Source organism: Cardiobacterium sp. Marseille-Q4385, assembly GCF_916618745.1.
Lineage (GTDB): Bacteria > Pseudomonadota > Gammaproteobacteria > Cardiobacteriales > Cardiobacteriaceae > Cardiobacterium.
The window spans coordinates 1,148,126-1,169,311 of the sequence record NZ_OU745373.1; the positions used below are offsets into that span (position 1 = coordinate 1,148,126).

General features: G+C 61.5%; 19 protein-coding genes. 13 read left to right on the top strand and 6 right to left on the bottom strand.

Going from position 1 to position 21,186, the window contains the following annotated elements; genetic code table 11:
• Positions 1-24: 24 nt before the first annotated feature.
• Positions 25-654 carry a rhomboid family intramembrane serine protease gene (locus LG374_RS05620; RefSeq protein ID WP_225756768.1) on the top strand — a complete coding sequence of 210 codons (630 nt, stop codon included), beginning with the start codon at positions 25-27 and terminating at the stop codon, positions 652-654.
• A gap of 123 nt (positions 655-777) precedes the next feature.
• Here the strand turns inward: LG374_RS05620 and LG374_RS05625 are convergent, their stop codons facing one another.
• A complete protein-coding gene (locus LG374_RS05625; RefSeq protein WP_225756769.1) occupies positions 778-1,590 on the bottom strand; it encodes a hypothetical protein in 813 nt (270 codons plus the stop codon).
• A 130-nt stretch (positions 1,591-1,720) separates the two neighbouring features.
• Here LG374_RS05625 and gss point away from each other — a divergent pair, with 130 nt between their 5' ends.
• The 8 genes from gss to LG374_RS05665 all read left to right on the top strand — a co-directional run bounded on the left by gss (position 1,721) and on the right by LG374_RS05665 (position 11,242).
• The gene (gene gss / locus LG374_RS05630) at positions 1,721-3,625 is read left to right on the top strand and encodes a bifunctional glutathionylspermidine amidase/synthase (RefSeq protein WP_225756770.1); all 1,905 of its coding nucleotides are present in this window, start codon (positions 1,721-1,723) and stop codon (positions 3,623-3,625) included.
• 285 nt (positions 3,626-3,910) lie between these two features.
• Positions 3,911-4,819 (top strand): glycine--tRNA ligase subunit alpha, encoded by a 909-nt coding sequence (gene glyQ / locus LG374_RS05635; RefSeq protein ID WP_225756771.1) that lies wholly within the window; start codon positions 3,911-3,913, stop codon positions 4,817-4,819.
• A complete protein-coding gene (glyS, locus tag LG374_RS05640; RefSeq protein ID WP_225756772.1) occupies positions 4,816-6,879 on the top strand; it encodes a glycine--tRNA ligase subunit beta in 2,064 nt (687 codons plus the stop codon). Before glyQ ends, glyS begins: the two co-directional genes overlap by 4 nt.
• 90 nt (positions 6,880-6,969) lie before the next feature.
• Complete coding sequence (locus tag LG374_RS05645) at positions 6,970-7,164, top strand: hypothetical protein (protein WP_225756773.1); 195 nt, start codon at positions 6,970-6,972, stop codon at positions 7,162-7,164.
• Positions 7,142-7,438, top strand: a complete 297-nt coding sequence (locus tag LG374_RS05650; protein WP_225756774.1) for a type II toxin-antitoxin system RelE/ParE family toxin — start codon at positions 7,142-7,144, stop codon at positions 7,436-7,438. The genes LG374_RS05645 and LG374_RS05650 overlap by 23 nt, the downstream gene beginning before the upstream one ends.
• 59 nt (positions 7,439-7,497) lie before the next feature.
• A complete protein-coding gene (locus LG374_RS05655) occupies positions 7,498-8,034 on the top strand; it encodes a hypothetical protein (protein WP_225756775.1) in 537 nt (178 codons plus the stop codon).
• Positions 8,035-8,078: 44 nt separating this feature from the next.
• Entirely contained in the window at positions 8,079-9,923 is a 1,845-nt protein-coding gene (mutL, locus tag LG374_RS05660; RefSeq protein ID WP_225756776.1) for a DNA mismatch repair endonuclease MutL, read from the top strand.
• Between the two features lie 77 nt (positions 9,924-10,000).
• A complete protein-coding gene (locus tag LG374_RS05665; RefSeq protein WP_225756777.1) occupies positions 10,001-11,242 on the top strand; it encodes a suppressor of fused domain protein in 1,242 nt (413 codons plus the stop codon).
• Between the two features lie 321 nt (positions 11,243-11,563).
• Here LG374_RS05665 and LG374_RS05670 read toward each other — a convergent pair whose 3' ends face one another.
• Complete coding sequence (locus LG374_RS05670; RefSeq protein WP_225756778.1) at positions 11,564-12,145, bottom strand: DNA glycosylase; 582 nt, start codon at positions 12,143-12,145, stop codon at positions 11,564-11,566.
• A 72-nt stretch (positions 12,146-12,217) separates the two neighbouring features.
• Entirely contained in the window at positions 12,218-13,603 is a 1,386-nt protein-coding gene (locus tag LG374_RS05675; RefSeq protein ID WP_225756779.1) for a DegQ family serine endoprotease, read from the bottom strand.
• A gap of 97 nt (positions 13,604-13,700) precedes the next feature.
• Between LG374_RS05675 and LG374_RS05680 the strand changes: the two genes are divergently transcribed.
• The 4 genes from LG374_RS05680 (at position 13,701) to LG374_RS05695 (ending at position 18,016) form a co-directional block, all read left to right on the top strand.
• Entirely contained in the window at positions 13,701-14,390 is a 690-nt protein-coding gene (locus LG374_RS05680; protein ID WP_225756780.1) for a response regulator transcription factor, read from the top strand.
• Positions 14,368-15,924, top strand: coding sequence for an ATP-binding protein (locus LG374_RS05685; RefSeq protein ID WP_225756781.1), 1,557 nt, complete (start codon positions 14,368-14,370; stop codon positions 15,922-15,924). The genes LG374_RS05680 and LG374_RS05685 overlap by 23 nt, the downstream gene beginning before the upstream one ends.
• Before the next feature lie 55 nt (positions 15,925-15,979).
• Positions 15,980-16,588 (top strand): PepSY-associated TM helix domain-containing protein, encoded by a 609-nt coding sequence (locus LG374_RS05690; protein WP_225756782.1) that lies wholly within the window; start codon positions 15,980-15,982, stop codon positions 16,586-16,588.
• A 111-nt stretch (positions 16,589-16,699) separates the two neighbouring features.
• The gene (locus LG374_RS05695; protein WP_225756783.1) at positions 16,700-18,016 is read left to right on the top strand and encodes an NADPH cytochrome P450 oxidoreductase family protein; all 1,317 of its coding nucleotides are present in this window, start codon (positions 16,700-16,702) and stop codon (positions 18,014-18,016) included.
• Positions 18,017-18,083: 67 nt separating this feature from the next.
• Here the strand turns inward: LG374_RS05695 and LG374_RS05700 are convergent, their stop codons facing one another.
• Genes LG374_RS05700 through LG374_RS05710 form a run of 3 tightly spaced genes read right to left on the bottom strand, consistent with a single transcriptional unit; the run spans position 18,084 to position 21,158 of the window.
• Complete coding sequence (locus LG374_RS05700; RefSeq protein WP_225756784.1) at positions 18,084-18,533, bottom strand: thioester dehydrase; 450 nt, start codon at positions 18,531-18,533, stop codon at positions 18,084-18,086.
• A gap of 27 nt (positions 18,534-18,560) precedes the next feature.
• Positions 18,561-20,240 (bottom strand): DNA repair protein RecN, encoded by a 1,680-nt coding sequence (gene recN / locus LG374_RS05705; protein ID WP_225756785.1) that lies wholly within the window; start codon positions 20,238-20,240, stop codon positions 18,561-18,563.
• Between the two features lie 42 nt (positions 20,241-20,282).
• Entirely contained in the window at positions 20,283-21,158 is an 876-nt protein-coding gene (locus LG374_RS05710; RefSeq protein ID WP_225756786.1) for an NAD(+)/NADH kinase, read from the bottom strand.
• Positions 21,159-21,186 lie beyond the last annotated feature (28 nt).

Genomic DNA, 21,186 nt, shown 5'->3' on the forward strand with positions numbered 1-21,186 from the left:
TATGCAACTGTAAGGACGATATACGTGTACAGACGCCACTACCCCGAAGAACATTCCCCAGTGCTGATGCAGGCCGGCTGGGTCACATGGACGGTACTCATCCTGAGTCTCGTCGTGACCCTCTCCACCTGGGTCGGCACCAACAACCTGACCAACTGGTTGCGCTGGTCGGCGCACGACATCGCCGCCGGACAATGGTGGCGCACCATCACCCCCGCCTTTCTGCATTTCAAATCCTTCGATTCACTCGTCACCCACTTCCTGTTCAACGCCCTGTGGTGGCTGACCCTCGGCGGCCTGATCGAAACGCGCGAAGGCCCGCTGCGCCTCATCCTGCTCTTCCTCCTTGCCGCCGTCATCGGCAACACCACCGGCGGCTACTTCTACGGCAGCTACTTCGGCGGCCTCTCCGGCGTCTGCTTCGCACTCATCGGCTACGTCTGGCTGCGCGGCTACCAGATTGCCGCCTACCGTGCCGTCGTCAAACCAGGGTTGTTCTATGCCAGCGTCGTCTTCATGCTGGCGGGGTTCATCCATCTCATCGGCGGCATGGCGGACTGGGTGCACGCCGCCGGCCTCGCCACCGGCCTCTTGATCGCCCTGCCCTACTACCTCATCACCACCCGCTGGCCACAGCATCAGGAACAAGAATGAAGAAAACCCCGCACAGCGGGGTTTTTTCGTATGTATGCCTGTTTTTTATTCCGCTGTCCGGTGGCGTTTCCCTTCTCTGCAAAGATCTTTCACGCGGGAATGATTAAACGGTGGGCAAAACATTTATTCATTTGGCACGAAGTATTGGCCATTGAAGCGCCAGATTTCTTCTTTATCCGTCATTCTTCCATCAGAATATTTTGAATCGTTATAGTCAACTATGGGAACCCGCATTTCCTTACGATTGTCGTTATAAGAAAAATCAGGAACCTTAGAATAAAAAACAGGATTTTCCACAATACTGAAATAATCATAATCAAGCCTGAATTCATGCCCATATCTGCCATCAAAATCAATTAAATAAGCATATTCAAGCTTGTTATTGACAATATGAAGCCATATAGCGGTAGAGATGGTGATTTTGCTGGATGCTGGATGTACTTCTATCAGCCAATAAGCCGTTCCTTTTTCACCCAGGCGGGCGGTATAAAGTGCTTTAACAAAACCACTGTTGCCCCAGCGCTCCGGTTCTTCGGCTTCGGGATGGGCATCCATAATATGGGTCTTTCCTGCATCATCGCGATATTGCCATAAACCCCAAAAATAACGCATTGTGCCACCCTGTTGATCATCCCAAGCATAAGCGCGGAATTTCTTATCCTCAGAGGTAAAGATATTCAATTTACGGCTAGCCAACGGAAAGGCGCACTCCCAAGTATCATTATTTGCATTGGCTTTAAGGAAATTTTTTATCTCGGTATTCAGCCTAAGATTTTTCTTGTATTCATTGTCATCAGAATTAGGGGCTCTTACCTCTTCAAGCGCCTGTAATTGCGCCTTCAAGACCATATCCATCTCATAGCAATCCTGATTGGCGTGAGCAGTCATTCCGACGAACATCAGCAGGGCAGGCAGGGTGTGGCGGTATCTGTTCATGTTGGCTCCTTGTCGTGATGGAAGAGTGGCGGCCAGTATAGTGCTGCCGCGTACGGTGTTCTCCGCTCCTGCGCCACCCTTTGTGCAGAGGCGTACAATCGCGCCCCTCCTATGACAACAGCCCATTCCCATGTCCGAAACCAGCCCTGAAAAATCCGCCAACATCCACACCAACGACCCCTTCGGCAGCCTGCTTGGTTACGCGCCGGGCGGCATCGCCATCTATTCTTCCGACTATGACAGCGCCGACGAGCGCGAGTTTCCCGATGATGCCGCCTACCGCAGTTACCTTGGCGACGAATACATGGGCTACAAATGGCAGTGCGTCGAGTTCGCCCGCCGTTACCTTTACCTCAATCACGGCCTGGTCTTCACCGATGTCGGCATGGCTTACGAAATCTTCTCGCTGCGTTTCCTGCGCCAGGTGGTCAACGATGCCCTGCTGCCGCTACAAGCCTATGCCAACGGCAGCCGCAAGCGGCCTGAGCCGGGGGCGCTGCTGATTTGGGACGAAGGCGGCGAATTCGAGCGCACCGGCCATGTCGCCATCATCACCGAGGTATTGTCCGACCGCATCCGCATCGCCGAGCAGAACGTCATCCATTCCCGCTTGCCGCGCGGCCAGCAGTGGACTCGCGAGCTGATGATGACCGTGGATGCGTCTGGCGGCCACACCCTGCACGACACCTTCACCGACACGGACATCCTCGGCTGGATGATACAGACCGCCGATCCCGCACACAGCCTGGCGCAGCCCGTGCCGCCGCCGGCACTGCTCACCATCCGCAGTGCCCGCCTGCCGGAGCACGGCCAGTTCGCGCAGCCATGGCTGAATGAGGCCGACCCGCTCGAAGGCGCCTTTGTCGCCGCGATGGGCGGACAGCAACTGACCAGCGGCGATCCCTACCGCTACTACACCCTCTCGGAAAGCGCCCAGCACGAACTCATCCGCGCCACCAACGAAGTGCACCTGATGTACCTGCACGCCACCGACCGCGTCCTCAAAGACGACCGCCTGCTGCAAAACTTCAACATCCCGCGCCTGCTCTGGCCGCGCCTGCGCCTGTCGTGGCAAAACCGCCGTCACCAGACCATCACCGGACGGCTGGACTTCTGCCTTGACGCACGCGGCCTCAAATCCTACGAATACAACGCCGATTCCGCCTCCTGTCACGCCGAAACGGGCGCCATCCTTGCGCGCTGGGTGGCGGCGGGCGGCCTGCACACAGGCACAGATCCCGGCCGGGGATTGAAAAACGCGCTCACTGACTGCTGGAAACACCGCAACCACGCACCGCTGGTGCACATTCTGCAAGACCACGACAGCGAAGAAACCTACCACGCCCGCTTCATGCAAAGCGCGCTCGCCAGCGCAGGCATCCGCACCAAAACCGTGTACGGCACCGAAGGACTGCACTGGGACAGCCGGGGCCGCCTGCTTGACGACGACGATCAGCAAATCCTCTCCGTGTGGAAAACCTGGGCGTGGGAAAGCGTGCTGGAACAACTGCGCGAAGACGCGGATGGCCGCGAAGTCGCCCCACCCATCCGCACCGGCTACCCCGGCGACACCGTGCGCCTTATCGACGTGCTGCTGCGTCCGGAAGTGCTGGTGTACGAACCGCTGTGGACGGCGATTCCCAGCAACAAAGCTATCCTGCCCGTATTGTGGGAACTCTTCCCCAAACACCGCTACCTGCTCGATGCCGACTACCACCTCACCCCGGAGCTTGCTAGCGAAGGCTATGCGAAAAAACCCATCGGCGGCCGCTGCGGCGACAACGTTACCCTGATTGGCACCGACGAACTGGACGCCACCGCCGGCAAATTCGGCGCACAAGAACACATCTACCAGCAACTGTGGTGCCTGCCGCAAGTGGGCGATAACTACCTGCAAATATGCACCTTCACCGTCGGCGGCCACTACGGCGGTTGCTGCCTCAGAAGCGACCCGACACGCATCATCACCGGCGACAGCGACATCGCGCCGCTGCGCATCCTCAGCGACGAGGCCTTCCTGAAAGATGGAGCGTGACGGAGACACTTGGCGAGCCAGCAGGCGTAGTCTGCTTTTGCGTTTTGGGAGAAAAACCGCCAAGCGGGAAAGCGGCGCGTTTTTTGTCCTTTTGAGACGTTGCAGGCAACGTCTCGACGAAATCCAATATTTACGCCGCTTGACGGCATTTTCTCATCTGCCAAGCCCCGTCCCGGTACATCCTTTGGCGGTATCGGCGCGCCTCAGCGGCGCTGCCGCCTGCCCCGCGTGATTGCCGGGATTGGTATTACAATACCCCCTCATTTTTGACCACCGGAAACACACATGGCCGAAGCACTCAACTTCCAAAACATGATCCTCACCCTGCAACGCTTTTGGGCGGAGCAGGGCTGCGTCCTCCTCCAACCCTACGACATGGAAGTCGGTGCGGGCACCTTCCACACCGCCACCTTCCTGCGCGCCGTCGGCCCGGAACCGTGGAATGCCGCCTACGTCCAGCCCTCGCGCCGCCCCACCGACGGCCGCTACGGCGACAACCCCAACCGCCTGCAACGCTACTACCAGTTCCAGGTCGTGATGAAACCCTCGCCGCCGCGCTTCCAGGACCTCTACCTCGCTTCCATGCGCGCCATCGGCATCGACCCCGCCATCCACGACATGCGTTTCGTCGAAGACAACTGGGAATCGCCGACCCTCGGCGCCTGGGGCCTCGGCTGGGAAGTATGGGTGAACGGCATGGAAATCTCGCAATTCACCTACTTCCAGCAGGCGGGCGGCCTCGAATGCAAACCGGTGATGGGCGAACTCACCTACGGCCTCGAACGCATCGCCATGTACCTGCAAGACGTGGACAGCGTCTATGACCTCGTCTGGACCGAAACCCCGCAAGGCATCGTGCACTACGGCGACGTGTACCAGCAAAACGAACGCGAACAATCCGCCTACAACTTCGAACACGCCGACGTGGCCGACCTGCTCGCCCAATTCGACGCTGCCGAAAAAATGGCACACAAACTCGCCGAACTGGGCCTGCCGCTGCCTGCCTACGAACAGGCGCTGAAAGCCTCGCACACCTTCAACCTGCTTGACGCGCGCCGCGCCATCTCCGTCACCGAACGCCAGCGCTACATCCTGCGTGTGCGCGCGCTATCCAAAGCCGCCGCCGAAGCCTATTACAAAGAACGCGAAGCCCTCGGCTTCCCACTCTGCCGCAACCAAGGAGCCGCCGCATGACCACCACCCTGCTGATTGAAATCGGCGTCGAAGAACTGCCGACCAAAGCCGTTACCGCCCTCGCCGCCGCCGGACGCGACCTGTGGGCCCAAGCCCTCAGCGACGCCGCCCTCGCCTACGGCGACATCGACACCTTCGCCACCCCGCGCCGCCTCGCCTGGCGCATCCACGAGCTCGCGGAAAAACAGCCCGACCAGAAAATCGAGCGCAAAGGCCCGTCGCTGGCTGCCGCCAAAGATAAAGACGGCAACTGGACAAAAGCCGCGCTCGGCTTCGCGGCAAGCTGCGGCGTCGAAGCAAGCGACCTCGGCATCGAAGAAACCCCCAAAGGCGCCTGGCTGACCTACCACGGCGAACAGGCGGGACAAACGCTGGAAACCCTGCTACCCGAACTCTTCCGCCACGTCTGCGACAACCTGCCCATCGCCAAAAGAATGCGCTGGGGCGACAACGAACAAAGCTTCGTCCGCCCCGTGCTGACCCTCGTGGCTCTCGCTGACGAACGCATCCTGCCGCTTGACTACTTCGGCGTCCGTGCCGGCCGCGATACCCTCGGCCACCGCGTCCACCACCCCGAACCCGTCAGCATCCAGAGCGCCGCGAGCTACGAAGCCGACCTGCGCGCCGCGCACGTCATCGCCAGCCACGCTGAACGCATGGCGCGCATCCGCGAGCAGGTCGAAAAAGAAGCCGCCGCGCTCGGCGGAAGCGCCATCCTGCCCGAAGCCCTGCTGATAGAGAACGCCAGCCTCACCGAATGGCCGGTCGCCATCAGCGGCAGCTTTGACGAACGCTACCTCGCCGTCCCGCAAGAAGTCCTCATCACCACCATGCAGGACAACCAGAAAACCTGCGCCGTCGTCGGTGCCTGCGGCAAAATCCAGCCGCACTTCATCGCCATCGCCAACCTCGAAAGCCAAGACCCCGCCACCGTGCGCAAAGGCAACGAAAAAGTCATCCGCCCGCGCTTCGCCGACGCCGAATTCTTCTGGCAGCAAGACCTCAAACACCGCCTGGCCGACTACCTGCCGCGCCTCGAAGCCGTCACCTACCAGGACAAACTCGGTTCACTCGCCGACAAAACCCGCCGCCTCGAAACGCTGGCGCGCGAACTCGCCGCTGTAACCGGAGCGGACGCCGAACACGCGGCGACCGCTGCCCGCCTCTCGAAAAGCGACCTCCTCAGCGAAATGGTGATGGAATTCCCCGAACTGCAAGGCATCATGGGGCGCTACTACGCCGCTGCCGAAGGCCTGCCTGCCGACATCGCCGCCGCCATCGACGAACAATACTACCCGCGCGGCGCGGGCGGCGAACTGCCGCAAAGCCCGACAGGACTGACACTGGCGCTCGCCGAAAAACTCGACACCCTCGTCGGCGGCTTCGCCATCGGCGCCAAACCGACCGGCAGCAAAGACCCCTACGCCCTGCGCCGCATGGCCATCAGCCTCATCCGCCTCATTAACGAAAACAACCTGAACCTGCCGCTGGATCGCGCTCTCGCCGCCAGCGCCGCCACCTACCCCACTGCCCTCGCCGCAGACAAACACACCGCCGCCGTGCGCGACTACATCCGCGAACGCCTCGACAGCTACTACCGCGAACAGGGCATCCGCAGCGAAACTGTGCAGGCCGTGCTGGCGCTCAACATCGACGACCTCGTTGATAACGACCGCCGCATCCGCGCGCTTGACACCTTCGCTGCGGGCGACAACGTGAAAAACCTGCTGGCGAGTGCCAAACGCATCCGCAACATCCTGAAAAAGAACGGCGAACGCGACGGCGCAGTGCAAACTGCCCTGCTGCAAGAGCCTGCCGAACAGGCGCTGTGGCAAGCGTGGCAAGACAAACAGCCCGCCTTCGAACAAGCCCTCGCCGCCAGCGACTACCGCGCCGCCCTGGAACCACTCGCGACCCTCGGCGCACCGCTGGATGCCTTCTTTACCGACGTGATGGTGATGAGCGACGACCCGGCACTGCAACAAAACCGCCTGACGCTGCTCACCACCCTGCAACGCGGCTTCGACAAAATCGCCGACCTGTCGCTGCTTTCCGAGTAGCACACGAGCGCAGGCAGGTGGGCCTTGTCCCTCCTGCCTGAAACCAGCAGACGCGGCACCGTTCAGCCATGCCACAACCAGGAGAAAATCATGACGGACAACACCTACACCAACCGCTACGGCTTGGTCTTCGACAGTCGGGAAGAACTCGAAGCCTGGGATGCTTATGTTGAAGAACGCCTTGCCAAAGCGCGGCAAACGCCCGTTATCAGCTACGAAGAAGCAAAAGAAGAAATCCGCTTGCTACGTGAGAGCCTGCGCAATGTACCGCATACGATGGAATAAAGCGGCTATCCACGCCTTGCAAACCATCGCTGCATACCTGAAAGAAGAGCGTGGTGTGCCGTGGGTCGCGGACAGAGTCATCGCCGATATCGAAAGAATCATCGATGACTACATCGCCTTCATGCCGCGCATGTTCACCCAATTATCCGGCAGCACAGCGCACGCCTGCTGCCTGCCCTACCCCTACATCATCTACTACGACATTGACGAAATCCGCCACAGCGTGACCATCCTCGACATCATCCACGGCGCCCAAGGCGAGCGGCGCCGTTAACCACTTACCCGCATCCGGCGGGCGCGACAGATTGGCCTTCACTCATACGGAGAACATGCATGAAAAAAATCCTGACCTTTATCATCTTGGGCATCCTTGTTATTGCCACCGCTATTGGCGCCTATCTATACAGTCAAAATGAAATCGAAATTCCAGATGAAACCGTCATAACCGCTATCAAGGCCCAATTCCCGCTGGAAGTGAAAGAGTCCGTATTCTCGATCGGCACCATCAAACTCTCTCATCCCAACATTCGTATTGAAAATAACGAAATCATCATCGAAACCGCCTACGAATTTACCAATGCCGAACACACCGAGCACATACAGGCACAAGCGACCTTTAGTAGTGATGTGGATGACCGCAACGGTAAACTGTATCTGCGGCGCTTTGATCTGAAACAACTGCGCAAAGACGGACAGAATATCGAGGCGGACAAATACGCACTGACCATGATTGGCAGCCTGGATTTTGAACTGCGGGAGAAAAAACCGCTGCTGTATTTGGGCCATATCGTAAATCCTCAATCCATATACGACGTTAACGTTAAAAACAGCAAAGTCGTCATAGAGAAAAAAAGAATGAAATTGTGGTGAACACGCGCCCATACCAATAACTCGTTTTTATATCACTCACCCCCATGCCCCGCATCCAGCAACTGCCCAACAGCCTCATCAACCAGATCGCCGCCGGTGAAGTTATCGAACGCCCTGCTTCCGTGGTCAAAGAAATCATCGAAAACGCCATCGACGCCGGAGCGACCGACATCGACATCGACATCGAAGACGGTGGCGGCAAACTCATCCGCGTCCGCGACAACGGCTGCGGCATCCATCCCGACGATCTCGTCCTCGCCTTCGCCACCCACGCCACCAGCAAAATCCAGAACATCGACGACCTCGAACACATCACCACCCTCGGCTTTCGTGGCGAAGCCCTGCCGAGTATTGCCTCCGTCTCCAAAACCACCCTGACCAGCCGTGCCGAAGGACAAGAACAAGCCTGGCGCATCAGTCCGCATCTGGGGCTCACCGTCAGCCCCGCCGCACACCCGCCCGGCACCACCATCGAAATCCGCGACCTTTTCTACAACACCCCGGCGCGGAAAAAATTCCTCAAAAGCGAGCGCACCGAGCGTGCCCACATCCAGCAACTCGTGCAGAGCCTCGCCCTCAGCCATACGGGCATCCGCATCCACCTGAAAAACCACGGCAAAACCCTCGGCGACTACGGCGGCGACGACCTCACCACGCGCATCCAGAGCGTGCTTGGCGACGAACTGCTCGAACAGGCCGTCGCGATTGACGCCTGCGCCGCCGACATGCACCTCTATGGCCGCGTCGGCCTGCCCACCTGCACCCACACCCAGCCTGACCAACAATACTTCTACATCAACGGCCGCATCATCCGCGACAAAATCATCGCTCACGCCATCCGTCAGGCCTACCAGGACATGACCTACCACGGCCGCCACCCCATCTACGTCCTCTACCTCGACATCAACCCCGAACTCATCGACGTCAACGCCCACCCCGCCAAACATGAAGTCCGCTTCCGCGAAAGCCGCCTCACCCACGACTTCATTTACAGCAGCCTCAACCACGCCCTGCGCGGCAACATCCCCGCCAATGCACCCACGCCGCCGCCCGCCACTCCGCCCGCCGCTCCGCCTGTCCGCAGCAGCGCGGACGACAGCGCGCCGCGTCCACGGCAAACCCCGCTCTACCTCGCGGGCAGCGAACGCCGCCCCGGCCGCAGCGCCGTCGCCGAAAGCACCGCTTACTACCAATGGGCGCAACACATTCCCGCCCCACCACCGCCCGCCTCCGCCTATACGCCGCCGGCAGACGGCATCACGCCCAGCCCCGTCCTTCCCGCCGCCGCAGAACAGGCGCAGGAACACCCGCTCGGCTACGCCCTCGGCCAAATTCACAACATCTTCATCCTCGCGCAGAACGCGCACGGCCTCGTCATCGTCGATATGCACGCCGCGCACGAACGCATCCTCTATGAACGCCTGAAACAACAACTGCGCGCACAAAACCCGCAAACCCAGCACCTGCTCATCCCGCAAAGCCTCGCCGCCACTCCGGCGATCCTCGATACCCTTGCGCGGCACCATGACTGGCTCGCCCGCCTCGGCTACACCCTGGCGGCAAGTGCGGACGAAAGCCGTATCCACATCACCACCGTTCCCGCCCTGCTCAAACACGCGCCCGCGCCGGAAATCGTCGGCGAACTGCTGCATGAACTGGGCGAGTACCCGGCGAGCACCGCCATCGCCCGTCTCGAAGACCAGATCCTCTCGCGCCTCTCCTGCCACAAAGCCGTGCGCGCCCACGACGCCCTCAATCTCGACGAAATGAACCAGCTGCTGCGCGACATCGAAAACACCCCGGCCAGCGGGCAATGCAACCACGGCCGCCCGACCTGGATCCAGCTTTCGACCGACGAGATCGGCAAATACTTCATGCGCGGCGAATGAACGTCCGCGCTATCCCGGCATCCCGCCCATCCCTGGCGGCGGTGATGCGTGTTTTTTATCTTTAATGAGGAATCGCCATGAATCATGCCGTCGAACGCTTTTTGCACGTGTTACAGGAACAGGACGCTGCCGGCTACGCCTATCCGCCCGCCGATGCCGCTGCGCTGGCCGCATTTGAAGCGGCGCACGGCATCACCCTGCCTCCCGCCCTGCGTGAGCTGTACCAGGTCATGAACGGGCAGGAGAGCGAAGTGCTCAACGCCGTGCCGTACCGCCTGTTGCCGTTGACGGAAATCCCACAGGTGCAGGCGCGCCTGCTGGCGCATATCGAGCAGGCCTTCGGCGCGGACTGGGCGGCGTTCCGCCTGCCCGATTTTGAGGACGGCGCAGCGGTGCGCGAGGTGCTGTTTGATGCGGCACGCCTGCCGGTCTTCCAGAATACGAACAACGATTTCTACTGCCTGGATTTCATCCCGGCGCCCGACGGCGTGCAGGGCCAGATAGTCGCCGTGATGGGCGAACCGACGCCGGACGATATGGCGCCGCTGCTGCTGATGTTCGATACCTTTGAAGAGTGTCTGGAAGATATTGCCGTTGATATGAGCGATGACACCCCGCTGGATATCGAATCCTTCCTGGCACAAACGGGGGAGGATCTGGACGCCTTCGGCGATCTGCTCGGCATCGCGCAGCAGGATTTCGGCGCTTATGACGCGGCGGTCGAGGCGCATATCGTCCGCACACTGGGGGAAACCGACGGCGTGCTGCGCCATATGGCCGAAGACGACGAACTGAAGCGGATACACATCCACCACCTCGCGGCGAATGAAACGCGGCCGTTTCAGGTGCTCATCACCAGCGGCATGGGCGATCCGGCGCAAGCGGGGCAAGAAGAAGCGGCGGCGCGGACGGAACTGGTGCTGCTGCTGCCACCACAGTGGAATATTCAGGCGGACGACCCTGCTGCCGCCTGGCCGCTGCAATGGCTGCAAATCATCGCGCAAATGCCGGTTCCCCCCAGCTTCGCGCCGGGGCGGGGCAGGATTATCGCGCTCGATCGAGACCGGAAAGAGACCTTGCCCGGCACGCCGTTCGGCGGTTTTTTCCTCTATCCGCCGCTGGTCAGCCTGCCGCAGGATTTCCTGCACCTGACCCTGCCCGATGGCGGGGAGGTAACGTTCCTTGCGCTACTGCCGCTCTATCCCGCCGAAGTCGCCCTGCTGGAAGAAGAGAACGGCCTGGCGCGCCTCTTTGCCGCCTTTTCGCAGCATCAGGTAACGGAATGCGTGGATGTGACCCGCCCCGATTGCGCTTCATGACAAACCGTAGTGCCGCCAAGCGGGCAAATACGCCGCTTAACGGGCCCAGCATTTACGCCGCTTGACGGGCCCAGAATTTACGCCGCCTGGCGGGCCCAGCATTTGCGTCGCTTGGCGGACCCAGCATTTGCGCCGCTTGACGGACCCAGCATTTGCGCCGCTTGACGGACCCAGCATTTGCGCCGCTTGACGGACCCAGCATTTGCGCCGCTTAACGGGCCCAGCATTTACGCCGCTTGACGGGTCCAGCATTTGCGCCGCTTGGCGGGCCCAGCATTTGCGCCGCTTGGCGGGCCCGGTGCCCCCCCAGTAATGAAGTCGCTATAACAAACCGCAGTGCTGGAAATAGCGGCGGTAAGCGGCGATTTTCTCCGCGAGTTTGAGCGGATAGGCGCGAGAGGTGGAAGGGAGGCGGGTCAATTCCAGCGTCCGCCCGTCCAGCTGGAAAGTCAGGCTCTGCCCGGTTTTCAGCGCCGCTTTCCCGCCGGGGACAAAGCCGAGCAGGACGTCGGTCGCCTTGCCGCCGGTGGTGAAGATATGGCGCAACTGCGGCAGATCTGCCAGCACGGCGGGCAGAACCAGGGTCTCGACGATGCGCAGGTGGGCATCGGCGGCATTGCCCTTCTCGCGGATGGCGCGGCGCACACTGGGGCAGATGGCGATGCCGCGTGCGACGAGGAAGGCACGGATACGCCCGGCATCAAAGCGTTTTTCCCCGACCACTTCGAAATAAGCGGGGTCGTCAAAGAAGAGGCTGCCATAGACGCGCCACATATCGTTCTGGTAGTTGGGATAGTGGAATGCCATGCTGCGCTTTTCCGCCGGCGGCGGGAAACTGCCGCTCATCATCACGGTCGCCTGCGGCGGCAGTAGCGGCGGGAAGGGGGGGGTTTCGATTTCCATAAAAACTCCGGGAAGAAAGCAGGGTCATGAAAAAAGGGCTGCGATGCAGCCCTTTTTTGTTGCGCCAGGCGGTTATGGTTGCAGCGCGAGATAGAGGTTTTGCCCATTACGGGAGATGAGCAGCGGTACCGGACGCTTGCTGTTGGCTTTTTCCAGCAGGCTGCGCGCCGTTTTCACGTCTTCAACGCGCTTTCCGCCGACTGCGACGAGGATGTCGTTCTCGCGCAGACCAGAGCGTTCCGCCGCCGAACCGCTTTTCACGCCGCTGATGCGCACGCCTTTACCTTTGTATTTCAAGGCCTCGCGGCTTTCTTCATCGAGTGCGCTCAGGCTCAGGCCGCGCACCGCCTGCGTCGTTGCTTTACCCGCACCAAGTATGTCGTCACCTGCGTCATTGAGGTTGCCGATTTCGACTTTGACGATGATTTCTTTACCGTCGCGCAGCAGTTTGACATCAACCTTGTTGCCAATCGGTGCGGTAGCGACCAGCGCCGGCAGGTCGGCAGATTTCTGCACGGGTTTGCCGTTAAATTCGATGATGACGTCGCCGTTTTCGATGCCCGCTTTGGCGGCTGGCGAGTTTTCCATGACTTCGGCAACGAGTGCGCCATGCGGGCTGTCCATGCCGAAGGATTCGGCCAGGGTTTGATCCAGCCCCTGAATCAGCACGCCGAGCCAGCCGCGCACCACTTCGCCCTTGTCTTTCAACTGGTCGGCGATGTTTTTCGCCATGTTGATGGGGATGGAGAAAGCGAGGCCGTTGAAGGCGCCGCTGCGGCTGTAAATCTGCGAGTTGATGGCGATAACTTCGCCTTTACTATTAAAGAGCGGGCCGCCGGAATTGCCGGGGTTGACCGCCGCATCGGTCTGGATGAACGGTACATAATCGCCGCGCGGCAGGTTGCGGGCGACTGCGCTGACAATGCCCTTCGTCGCGGTGTGGGTGAAGCCGAAGGGCGAGCCGATGGCCAGCACCCAGTCGCCGACCTGTACCTGATCAGAATCACCGAGTTTGGCGACGGGCAGGTGTTCACCCTGGATTTTCACCAGCGCGATGTCGGTGCGTTTGTCGAGGCCGATGACTTCGGCGCTGTATTCCTTGTTGTTATTGAGCTGCACGCGCACCTTGTCCGCCCCTTCGACAACGTGCGCATTAGTGAGGATGTAGCCGTCGCTATCGATGATGAAGCCGGAGCCCTGCCCTTCCAGCACTCGCTCCCTGGGTGCATCCTGCTCAAAGGGTAAGGCACCGAACGGGGCGGGCAGGCCAAAGAAGTCTTCAAACACCTCTGGCGGCAGGCCATTAAACGTCGTCGGCTCCTTGACGCGGCTTTCCACCTCGATGCTGACCACCGCATCCTTGGTCTTTGCGACCAGAGCGGTGAAGTCGGGGGCGGGGTCGGCAAAACCTGTCGGGATGGTAAACGCCAAAGCCAACATAACCAATGTTTTATTCATCAATACCTCTGCTTGCTTTAAGATAGGTCGCGCATTTTGGCCAACCCCACCTTACATCAGCCGAAACGGTCGATTAAAGAAAAATAAGGAGCAACTCATGCACGTTTTGATCATCGAAGACGACAAAGACGTCGCCGCCTACATCACCAAAGGACTCAGCGAAAGCGGCTACGTCGTCGATGCCGCACATACCGGCAGCGAAGGGCTTGCCATGGCGCAAAGCGGCCAGTACGACATCCTTATCGTGGACCGCATGCTGCCCGAAATGGACGGCCTCTCCGTGATCGCTCAACTGCGCAAGGAAGGCATGAGCACCCCCGTCCTTATCCTCTCGGCGCTCGGCGAAGTGGATGACCGCGTCGAAGGGCTCGCCGCCGGCGGCGACGACTACCTCGTCAAGCCCTACGCCTTCTCCGAACTGCTCGCCCGCGTGCGTGCGCTGACCCGCCGCCGCGGCGGCGAAATCCAGGATCAGATGATGCTGGAAGTCGCAGATCTGCAACTTGACCGCTTAAAACGCAAAGTCACCCGTGGCGGTAAAAAAATCAACCTGCAACCGCGCGAATTCCGCCTGCTCGAATACCTGATGAGCAACGCCGGCCAGGTCGTCACCCGCACCATGCTGCTCGAAAAAGTCTGGGAATACCATTTCGACCCGCAGACCAACGTCATCGACGTCCACATCTCGCGCCTGCGCAGCAAAATCGACAAAGACTTCGAACCCCCTCTAATTCACACCGAGCGTGGCGCAGGATACAGCCTCTATGACCCAAGCGGCTATAACTAAGCGCCTGCGCGATTGGGGGAAGGCGGTGCGCACCACCGCCTTCAAATTTTCCCTGCTCTTTACCCTGGCATCGAGCTTCGTCACCGGCATCTCGATGTACACCCTCTACCGCAGCGCCGAAAAAGAAATCCGCGAACAAATCGACTCCCGCCTCCTCGCCGAAACCACCAGCCTGCGCCGCCGCTTCGAAGAACGCACCAGCATCGGCCTCTACACCCCGGTGCTCGGCATCATCGAACGCGTCCCCGGCGACCCGAACATCACCTTCTGCGTCACCGCCCGTAGCAGCGGCACGAACAGCGTCAGCGGCTACAGCGACAACAACCCCTTCACCAACGGTTTTGCGACCAACAGCCCCATCAGCGCACCGAGCGACGGCGTATCCACCAGCGTGGACAGCAACGTCGCCGACCTCATCATCCTCGACAGCAGCGTCGCCGACCTCTGCCGCATCAATACTGCCGATGCCGACAACAGCGTCGGCAGCAGCATGCGCATCAACCTCGTCATGCGCGTTGTCGTCGTCAACACCGCCGACAACCGCTACACCCTCATCACTGCCTACGACACCACAAACGAGCGGAAAATGCTGCGGCGGATGCTCGATAACACCATCTACGTCACCGGCTTCCTCATCCTGATCGCCTTCATCGGCGCCTTCCTCATCGGCTACACCATCATCCACAGCATCTCGCGCATCTCGCGCACCGCGCGGCGTATCGTGGACGGCGACTTCGCCGAACGCGTCCCCATCCGTGCCAACGATGCCGACGAAATGAACCAGCTCGCCGATGACCTGAACCACATGCTCGATCGCATCGAAGCCCTCATCACCAGCCAGCGGCAAGTGACAAACAACATCGCCCACGACCTCAGAAGCCCGCTGAACCGCCTGCGCAACCGCATGGAAGTGGCACTACTCGACCGCAACAGCGACAACAAAACCCTGCGCGACGTCATCGCCGACTCCGTCGAAGACGCCGAAAACCTGCTCAAAACCTTCAACGCCCTCCTCAGCATCGCGCAAGTCGAAAGCCGCGCCAAAGACGACTTCACCCACACCAGCCTGAGCGACATCTGCGAAGACCTTGCCGAACTCTACGACGTCTTGAGCGAAGACGGCGAACACACCTTCGCCGCCAGCATCGAACCCGGCCTCGACATCATGGGCAACCGCCAACTCATCGCGCAAGCCATCACCAACCTGCTCGACAATGCCGTCAAATACACGCCGAGCGGCGGCAACATCCGCCTCAGCGCCGAAAAACGCGGCGACAACATCCTGATCAACGTCGCCGACAACGGCAAAGGCATCCCGCCGGACAAACGCGACGACGTGCTGAAACGCTTCGTCCGCCTCGACAGCGCGCGCAGCACCCCCGGTAACGGCCTCGGCCTGTCGCTGGTCAGCGCCATCGTCGCCCTGCACAACGGCAGCCTGACCCTGCACGACAACAAACCCGGTTTGCGCATCCAGATTACCCTGCCGACAGAAACCGCCTACCTGCGCCGCCAGCACGAAAGCCAGTACTGAAAAACCGCATCGCGGCCCCACCTGAAGGCAATCACCCAAACCACAAGGAGCCCCCATGAACCAAACCTTCTGGCGCTGGATACGCATCATCCACTGGACCCTCGGTGCCTACATCCTCACTGCGCTGACCTTCTTCGCCGCCACCGGCTTCATGCTCAACCACGGTGCCTGGTTCGAGCGCGACCCCATCGAAACCCAATGGCAGGCCAACCTGCCGGACGACCTCCCCCTGCCCGCACTCAGCGACGACGAAAACGCGCCCACCCCCGCCCTCAGCCCCAAACTCACCGCCTGGCTGGCCGAACGCAGCCCCTACCCCATGCACACCTACACCCTGAAAGCCGAACCGCCGCAGCTCATCCTCGAAACCAGCGCCCCCGGCAGCGAAGCCAGCATCACCATTGACAGTGAAACCCGCAGCGTCGAATACAGCGGGCGCAAAAACGGCATCATCAGCCTGCTCAACAACCTGCACAAAGGCCGCCACGCCCCGCGCATCTGGCACCTCTTCATGGACAGCTTCGCCATCCTCACCATCCTTGTCGCCATCAGCGGCCTGGCGCTGCTCGTTTACTACCGCAAACAGCGCAGCAGCACCTGGCTGTGGACGACCACCGGCATCAGCATCCCGCTCATCATCATCTTCCTCAGCATCCACTACTGACCCATCCCGGAAATCCATCCGGGTGTCGGCGCGCCGCCTTCCCGGCTTGATTTCCGGAACAGGCCGGCCCCGCCCGCCAAAAAACAAACCACGCCCAACCGAGACGCCCGCATGAATCCAACCCTCGCCTACCTCCTCATCGCCGCGCAAAGCCTTGCCTGGCTCATCTGGCTGTGGAGCCGCCGCCCGCAGCGCACAAGCGACGACAACAGCCCGCTGCTCCTGCTCTACGCCAGCCAGGGCGGTCAGGCCGAAACCCTCGCCCGCACCTTGGCGCCGCAACTCGGCGTGACCGCGCAGAGCCTCGACGCCTGGCACGCGCACCACCCCGTGAAAGCCCTCGACCACAAAACCCTCATCCTCATCGCCAGCACCACCGGCGAAGGCGATGCGCCCGACAACGCCGTGCGCTTCACCCGCTCCCTGCGCAAACACAGTACACCGCTTGCCGACACCCGCTACCACCTGCTGGCACTTGGCGACAAACGCTACCCGCACTACTGCGCCTACGGCCATACCCTTGACCGCGAACTCAAACGCCTCGGCGCCGCCGCCGCGAGCCCCCTCGCCACCGTGGACAACCTCGACCCGCAAACCATCAGCTACTGGCAACAACAACTCGCCGCCGCGCACGACCTCACCATCACCGCTCCCGTCCAGACACCCGCGCACCACGCCACCCTCGGCGCGCGTACCCTGCTCAACCCCGAAAGTGCCCAACCTATCTACCACCTGCGCCTCGACTGCTCGGCCATCCCCGCCGACACCGCACTGATAGAAGTCACCATCCCGCAAACAAACGAACAAGAAATCCGCCGCCAATACAGCGTCGCCGCCATTGCGCCGGACGGCAGTCGCGGCCTCGACCTCATCGTCCGCCTGCAAACCCACCGCGACGGCACCCCCGGCCCCGGCTCGGCCTACCTCACACAAACCCTCAGCACAGGCGATACCCTGCGCATCCGCGCCCTCACCCACCACCCCGCCGACCTGCCCGCCGCTCCCCGCTCGCTCATCCTCATCGCCAGCGGCAGCGGCCTTGCCGGTATTCTCGGCATCCTCACCCGTATGGAAGCCCGCTACCCCGCACGCGCAAACGGCCTCAAACACTGGCTCATCTACGGCGAACGCCACCCCGAACACGACCGCATCTACGCCTCCTGCCTCGAAAAACAGCGCGAAGACGGCATCCTCGCCTGGCTTGACCGCACTTACAGCCAGGGCAACCCGCCGCAATACGCGCAGCACATCTTGGAAACCCAACAAGAGCGCCTACTCAGTCAACTGGAAGTCGGTGCCGTCATCTACATCTGCGGTAGCGCAGACAAAATCGGTACGGGAACGATGGACACCCTGCGCCAACTGCTCGGCGAGAAAACCTGCGACCGCCTGACGAAAGAAGGCCGTCTGCACCTCGACACCTTCTAAATCGCGCCGTTGCCCTGTTTAACGACCGCCCTGCCCAACCCCCGTGCTTATCCCGCCTGGCGCGGCGTTACAGATTACCGCCCGGTTGTCCGTCCGGCGGGACATAGACGTTCAGCGCCGCTTCGGCCAGCAGGGTGTCACCGTGATAGAGACGGCTATCGAAAACGCCGAAGCCGGTGCTGTCGCGCGTGGATTCTTGCGCCTCAACACGCAGGATGGCGGGCAGCGGCAGTGCGCCCTGGTGCAAGGTTAGCTTGCGCGTGCCGAGCAGGTAGCCGAGACGCACGGGTTCGCCCGCATCCAGAGCCAGCGCACCCGCCAGGGCACCAATGGCCTGCGCCATGATTTCAAGATAGGCCCACACGGGCAGATGGCCGTCTTCGGCAAAGATGTTGTCGTGCGTGACGTCGGTTTCGGTGATGATGTGGTGCACGTCGTAAGCGAGGACGCGGTCGATGAGCACCATGTGGCCGCCGTGCGGCAGGAGCGGGGCGGCGGGGGCGATTGGGGTTTGCATGGGTCGTGAGCGGTTAGGCGGGTGATTTTAGTCCTGTTCGGTTCCGGCGCTTTTGCGCGCCAGCATGCTGCGCGCGTGTTCGCGGCTGGTGTCGCTGTCGGCGCTGCCCAGCATCCGCGCGATTTCGATGATGCGCGCGTCGTCATCTAGCGCGGTAACGCGGGTTTGGGTTTCTTTGTCGTCGCTGGTTTTTTCGATACGGTAATGCGCGTCCGCGTAGGCGGCGACTTGCGGCAGGTGGGTGATGCACAGCACTTGCCGGCTTTGCCCCAGGGTGTGCAGCAGGCGGCCGATGGTGTCAGCGACTTCACCGCCGATGCCGCTGTCGATTTCGTCGAAGATGACGGTCGGGGTTGGGGCTTCGTCAAGGCAGGCAACTTCGATGGCGAGGCTGACGCGCGAGAGTTCGCCGCCTGAGGCGACTTTCGCTAGCGGTTGCAGGGTCTGGCCGGGGTTGGCGCAGAGGGTGTAGGTGATGTCGTCCGTGCCATGCGTGGCCGGGCGCGCGGCAGGGGCGATGTCGATGGTAAAGGTGGCTTTGTTCATGCCGAGCTGGCGGATCCAGTGTTCGACTTCGTGCGCGAGTTTGGGCGCGGCCTGCTGGCGCGCGGCACTGAGGGCGGCGGCGCGTTCGTGGTAGGCGGTTTCGGCGGCGTGGCAGGCGGCAGCGAGTTGGCTGCCATCTTCGTTTTCTGCGGCCAGTGCCGCGTGTTCGTCGGCGAGTTTTTGCCAGTGCGCAGGCAGGTCGGCGGGGTCGCAGTGGTGTTTGCGCGCGAGGCTGTGCAGGGCGCTCATGCGTTCTTCGACGGCGGCCAGGGCTTCGGGGTCGTGTTCGATTTTGTTCAGTTGTTTGTTGAGGGCGTCGCTGGCTTCGTCGAGGTAAACGACGGCCTGCTCGAGCAGTTCGGCGGTTTCCTGGAAGGTGTGGCTGGTGGTGGCGAGGTGGTTGGCTTCGCGCAGGGCCTGGCGCAGGGCGGTTTTCAGGTTGTGGTCGCTTTCGCTCAGTTGGGCGCTGAGTTGGCCGCCTTTGCCGAGGATTTCGTCGGCAGCGGCAAGCAGGCTTTGCCGCTCGGCTAGGGTGCTGAATTCGTCCGGCTGCGGCGCGATGTTCTCGATTTCTTCAAGCTGGTAGGCGAGCAGGGCCAGGCGTTCTTCTTGTGCGGCGCGGTTTTGTTGCCAGTCCTGTTGTTGTTTTTCAAGGGCCTGCCAGTGGCGGTAGGCTTCGGCGCAGGCGGCGAGCTGGTCGTGATGTCCGCCGTAGCGGTCGAGGCGGCGGCGCTGTTCGTCATTTTTGAGCAGCGCCTGGTTGCTGTGCTGGCCGTGGATGTTGACGAGTGTGGCAGCGAGGGTTTTGAGTTTGGCGCCGGTAATGTTCTGGTCGTTTGCCCAGGCTTTGCTGCCGCCGTCACGCAGGCTGCGGCGGATGTGGATTTGTCCGGGGTTGTCGGGGTCGTCTAAGGCATCTTCTGCCAGGGGTTGGCAGATGGCGGGGCTGAGGTGGGTAAAGGTGGCGCTGACGGTCGCGCGTTCTGCGCCATGGCGGATGTGGCTGGCGTCGGCACGCTCGCCGAGGACGAGACCGAGGGCGTCAATGAGGATGCTTTTGCCCGCGCCGGTTTCGCCGGTGAGGACGTTGTAGCCGGGGCGGAAGCGGATGTCGCTGTGGGCGATGATGGCGATTTGGTCGATGGTGAGTTGTTCGAGCATGGGGGTCTGGGGTGGGTAGGCGCGTGGTTATCCCGCTTGGTGTTATTTGGGCTGGCTGTCTTCGGGGGCGACGCCCCAGTTCAGTTTGGCGCGCAAGCGGTCCTGGAAGTGGTAGTCGGCGGGGTGCAGCACGGGCAGGGGGATGCCGGCCCGGATGGTGATGCGGTCTTTGGGGTGCAGGCGGTGCTGTTGTTGGCCGTCGATGCTGAGGTGGGCGCCGCTGCCGCAGGGGGTGATGGTGATGGGGCTGGCGGCGTCTATGACGACGGGGCGCTGGGTAAGGGTGTGCGGGCAGATGGGGACGACCAGGCTGACCGGCAGGTTGGGTTCGATGATGGGGCCGCCGGCAGCCAGGGCGTAGGCGGTCGAGCCGGTCGGGGTGGCGATGATGAGGCCGTCGGCGCGGTAGTGGCTGAGGTGGCGTGCATGGGTGTACACGTCGAGTTCGATCATGCGCGCTTTGCTGCTGTGGATGACGGCGTCGTTGATGGCGGTGTGGTCGTAACTGCCGTCACGGGTGTCCACGGTGACGTGCAGGGTGTGGCGCTCTTCGCGGTGGTAGGCGCCGGAGAGGATGTGATCGAGTCCGCTGTCGATATCGGCGAGGGTGAGGTCGGTGAGGAAGCCGAGGCGGCCGGTGTGGATGCCGATAAGCGGGATTTGCCGCGCGATAAGGGCACGTCCGGCGTAGAGGAAGGTGCCGTCACCGCCGACGACGATGCAGAGGTCCACGTCGCCCCAGGCGGCAATGGGCAGGGCGGCAGGGTCGTTTTGGTATTGCGGCGGGGCGGTGTCGCGGTCGAGGGTGTAGGTGAGGCCACGTGCGGTGAGGGCGGCGATCAGGCGGGCGATGGTGTCATCAACGCGCACGGCACCGTATTTGCCGACGATACCGATGTGTCGGATGTGTAGGGACATGTTTTTTAATGGGTTGGATTTGCCTTTA

Bases quoted from the DNA above. Each gene is read 5' to 3' on its own strand.
- glyS (WP_225756772.1), top strand. From the start codon at position 4,816: ATGACCACCACCCTGCTGATTGAAATCGGCGTCGAAGAACTGCCGACC.
- LG374_RS05625 (WP_225756769.1), bottom strand. From the start codon at position 1,590: ATGAACAGATACCGCCACACCCTGCCTGCCCTGCTGATGTTCGTCGGA.
- LG374_RS05695 (WP_225756783.1), top strand. From the start codon at position 16,700: ATGAATCCAACCCTCGCCTACCTCCTCATCGCCGCGCAAAGCCTTGCC.
- recN (WP_225756785.1), bottom strand. From the start codon at position 20,240: ATGCTCGAACAACTCACCATCGACCAAATCGCCATCATCGCCCACAGC.
- LG374_RS05690 (WP_225756782.1), top strand. From the start codon at position 15,980: ATGAACCAAACCTTCTGGCGCTGGATACGCATCATCCACTGGACCCTC.
- LG374_RS05675 (WP_225756779.1), bottom strand. From the start codon at position 13,603: ATGAATAAAACATTGGTTATGTTGGCTTTGGCGTTTACCATCCCGACA.
- LG374_RS05650 (WP_225756774.1), top strand. From the start codon at position 7,142: ATGTACCGCATACGATGGAATAAAGCGGCTATCCACGCCTTGCAAACC.
- LG374_RS05710 (WP_225756786.1), bottom strand. From the start codon at position 21,158: ATGTCCCTACACATCCGACACATCGGTATCGTCGGCAAATACGGTGCC.
- LG374_RS05665 (WP_225756777.1), top strand. From the start codon at position 10,001: ATGAATCATGCCGTCGAACGCTTTTTGCACGTGTTACAGGAACAGGAC.
- gss (WP_225756770.1), top strand. From the start codon at position 1,721: ATGTCCGAAACCAGCCCTGAAAAATCCGCCAACATCCACACCAACGAC.
- LG374_RS05670 (WP_225756778.1), bottom strand. From the start codon at position 12,145: ATGGAAATCGAAACCCCCCCCTTCCCGCCGCTACTGCCGCCGCAGGCG.
- glyQ (WP_225756771.1), top strand. From the start codon at position 3,911: ATGGCCGAAGCACTCAACTTCCAAAACATGATCCTCACCCTGCAACGC.
- LG374_RS05645 (WP_225756773.1), top strand. From the start codon at position 6,970: ATGACGGACAACACCTACACCAACCGCTACGGCTTGGTCTTCGACAGT.
- mutL (WP_225756776.1), top strand. From the start codon at position 8,079: ATGCCCCGCATCCAGCAACTGCCCAACAGCCTCATCAACCAGATCGCC.
- LG374_RS05655 (WP_225756775.1), top strand. From the start codon at position 7,498: ATGAAAAAAATCCTGACCTTTATCATCTTGGGCATCCTTGTTATTGCC.
- LG374_RS05680 (WP_225756780.1), top strand. From the start codon at position 13,701: ATGCACGTTTTGATCATCGAAGACGACAAAGACGTCGCCGCCTACATC.
- LG374_RS05700 (WP_225756784.1), bottom strand. From the start codon at position 18,533: ATGCAAACCCCAATCGCCCCCGCCGCCCCGCTCCTGCCGCACGGCGGC.
- LG374_RS05685 (WP_225756781.1), top strand. From the start codon at position 14,368: ATGACCCAAGCGGCTATAACTAAGCGCCTGCGCGATTGGGGGAAGGCG.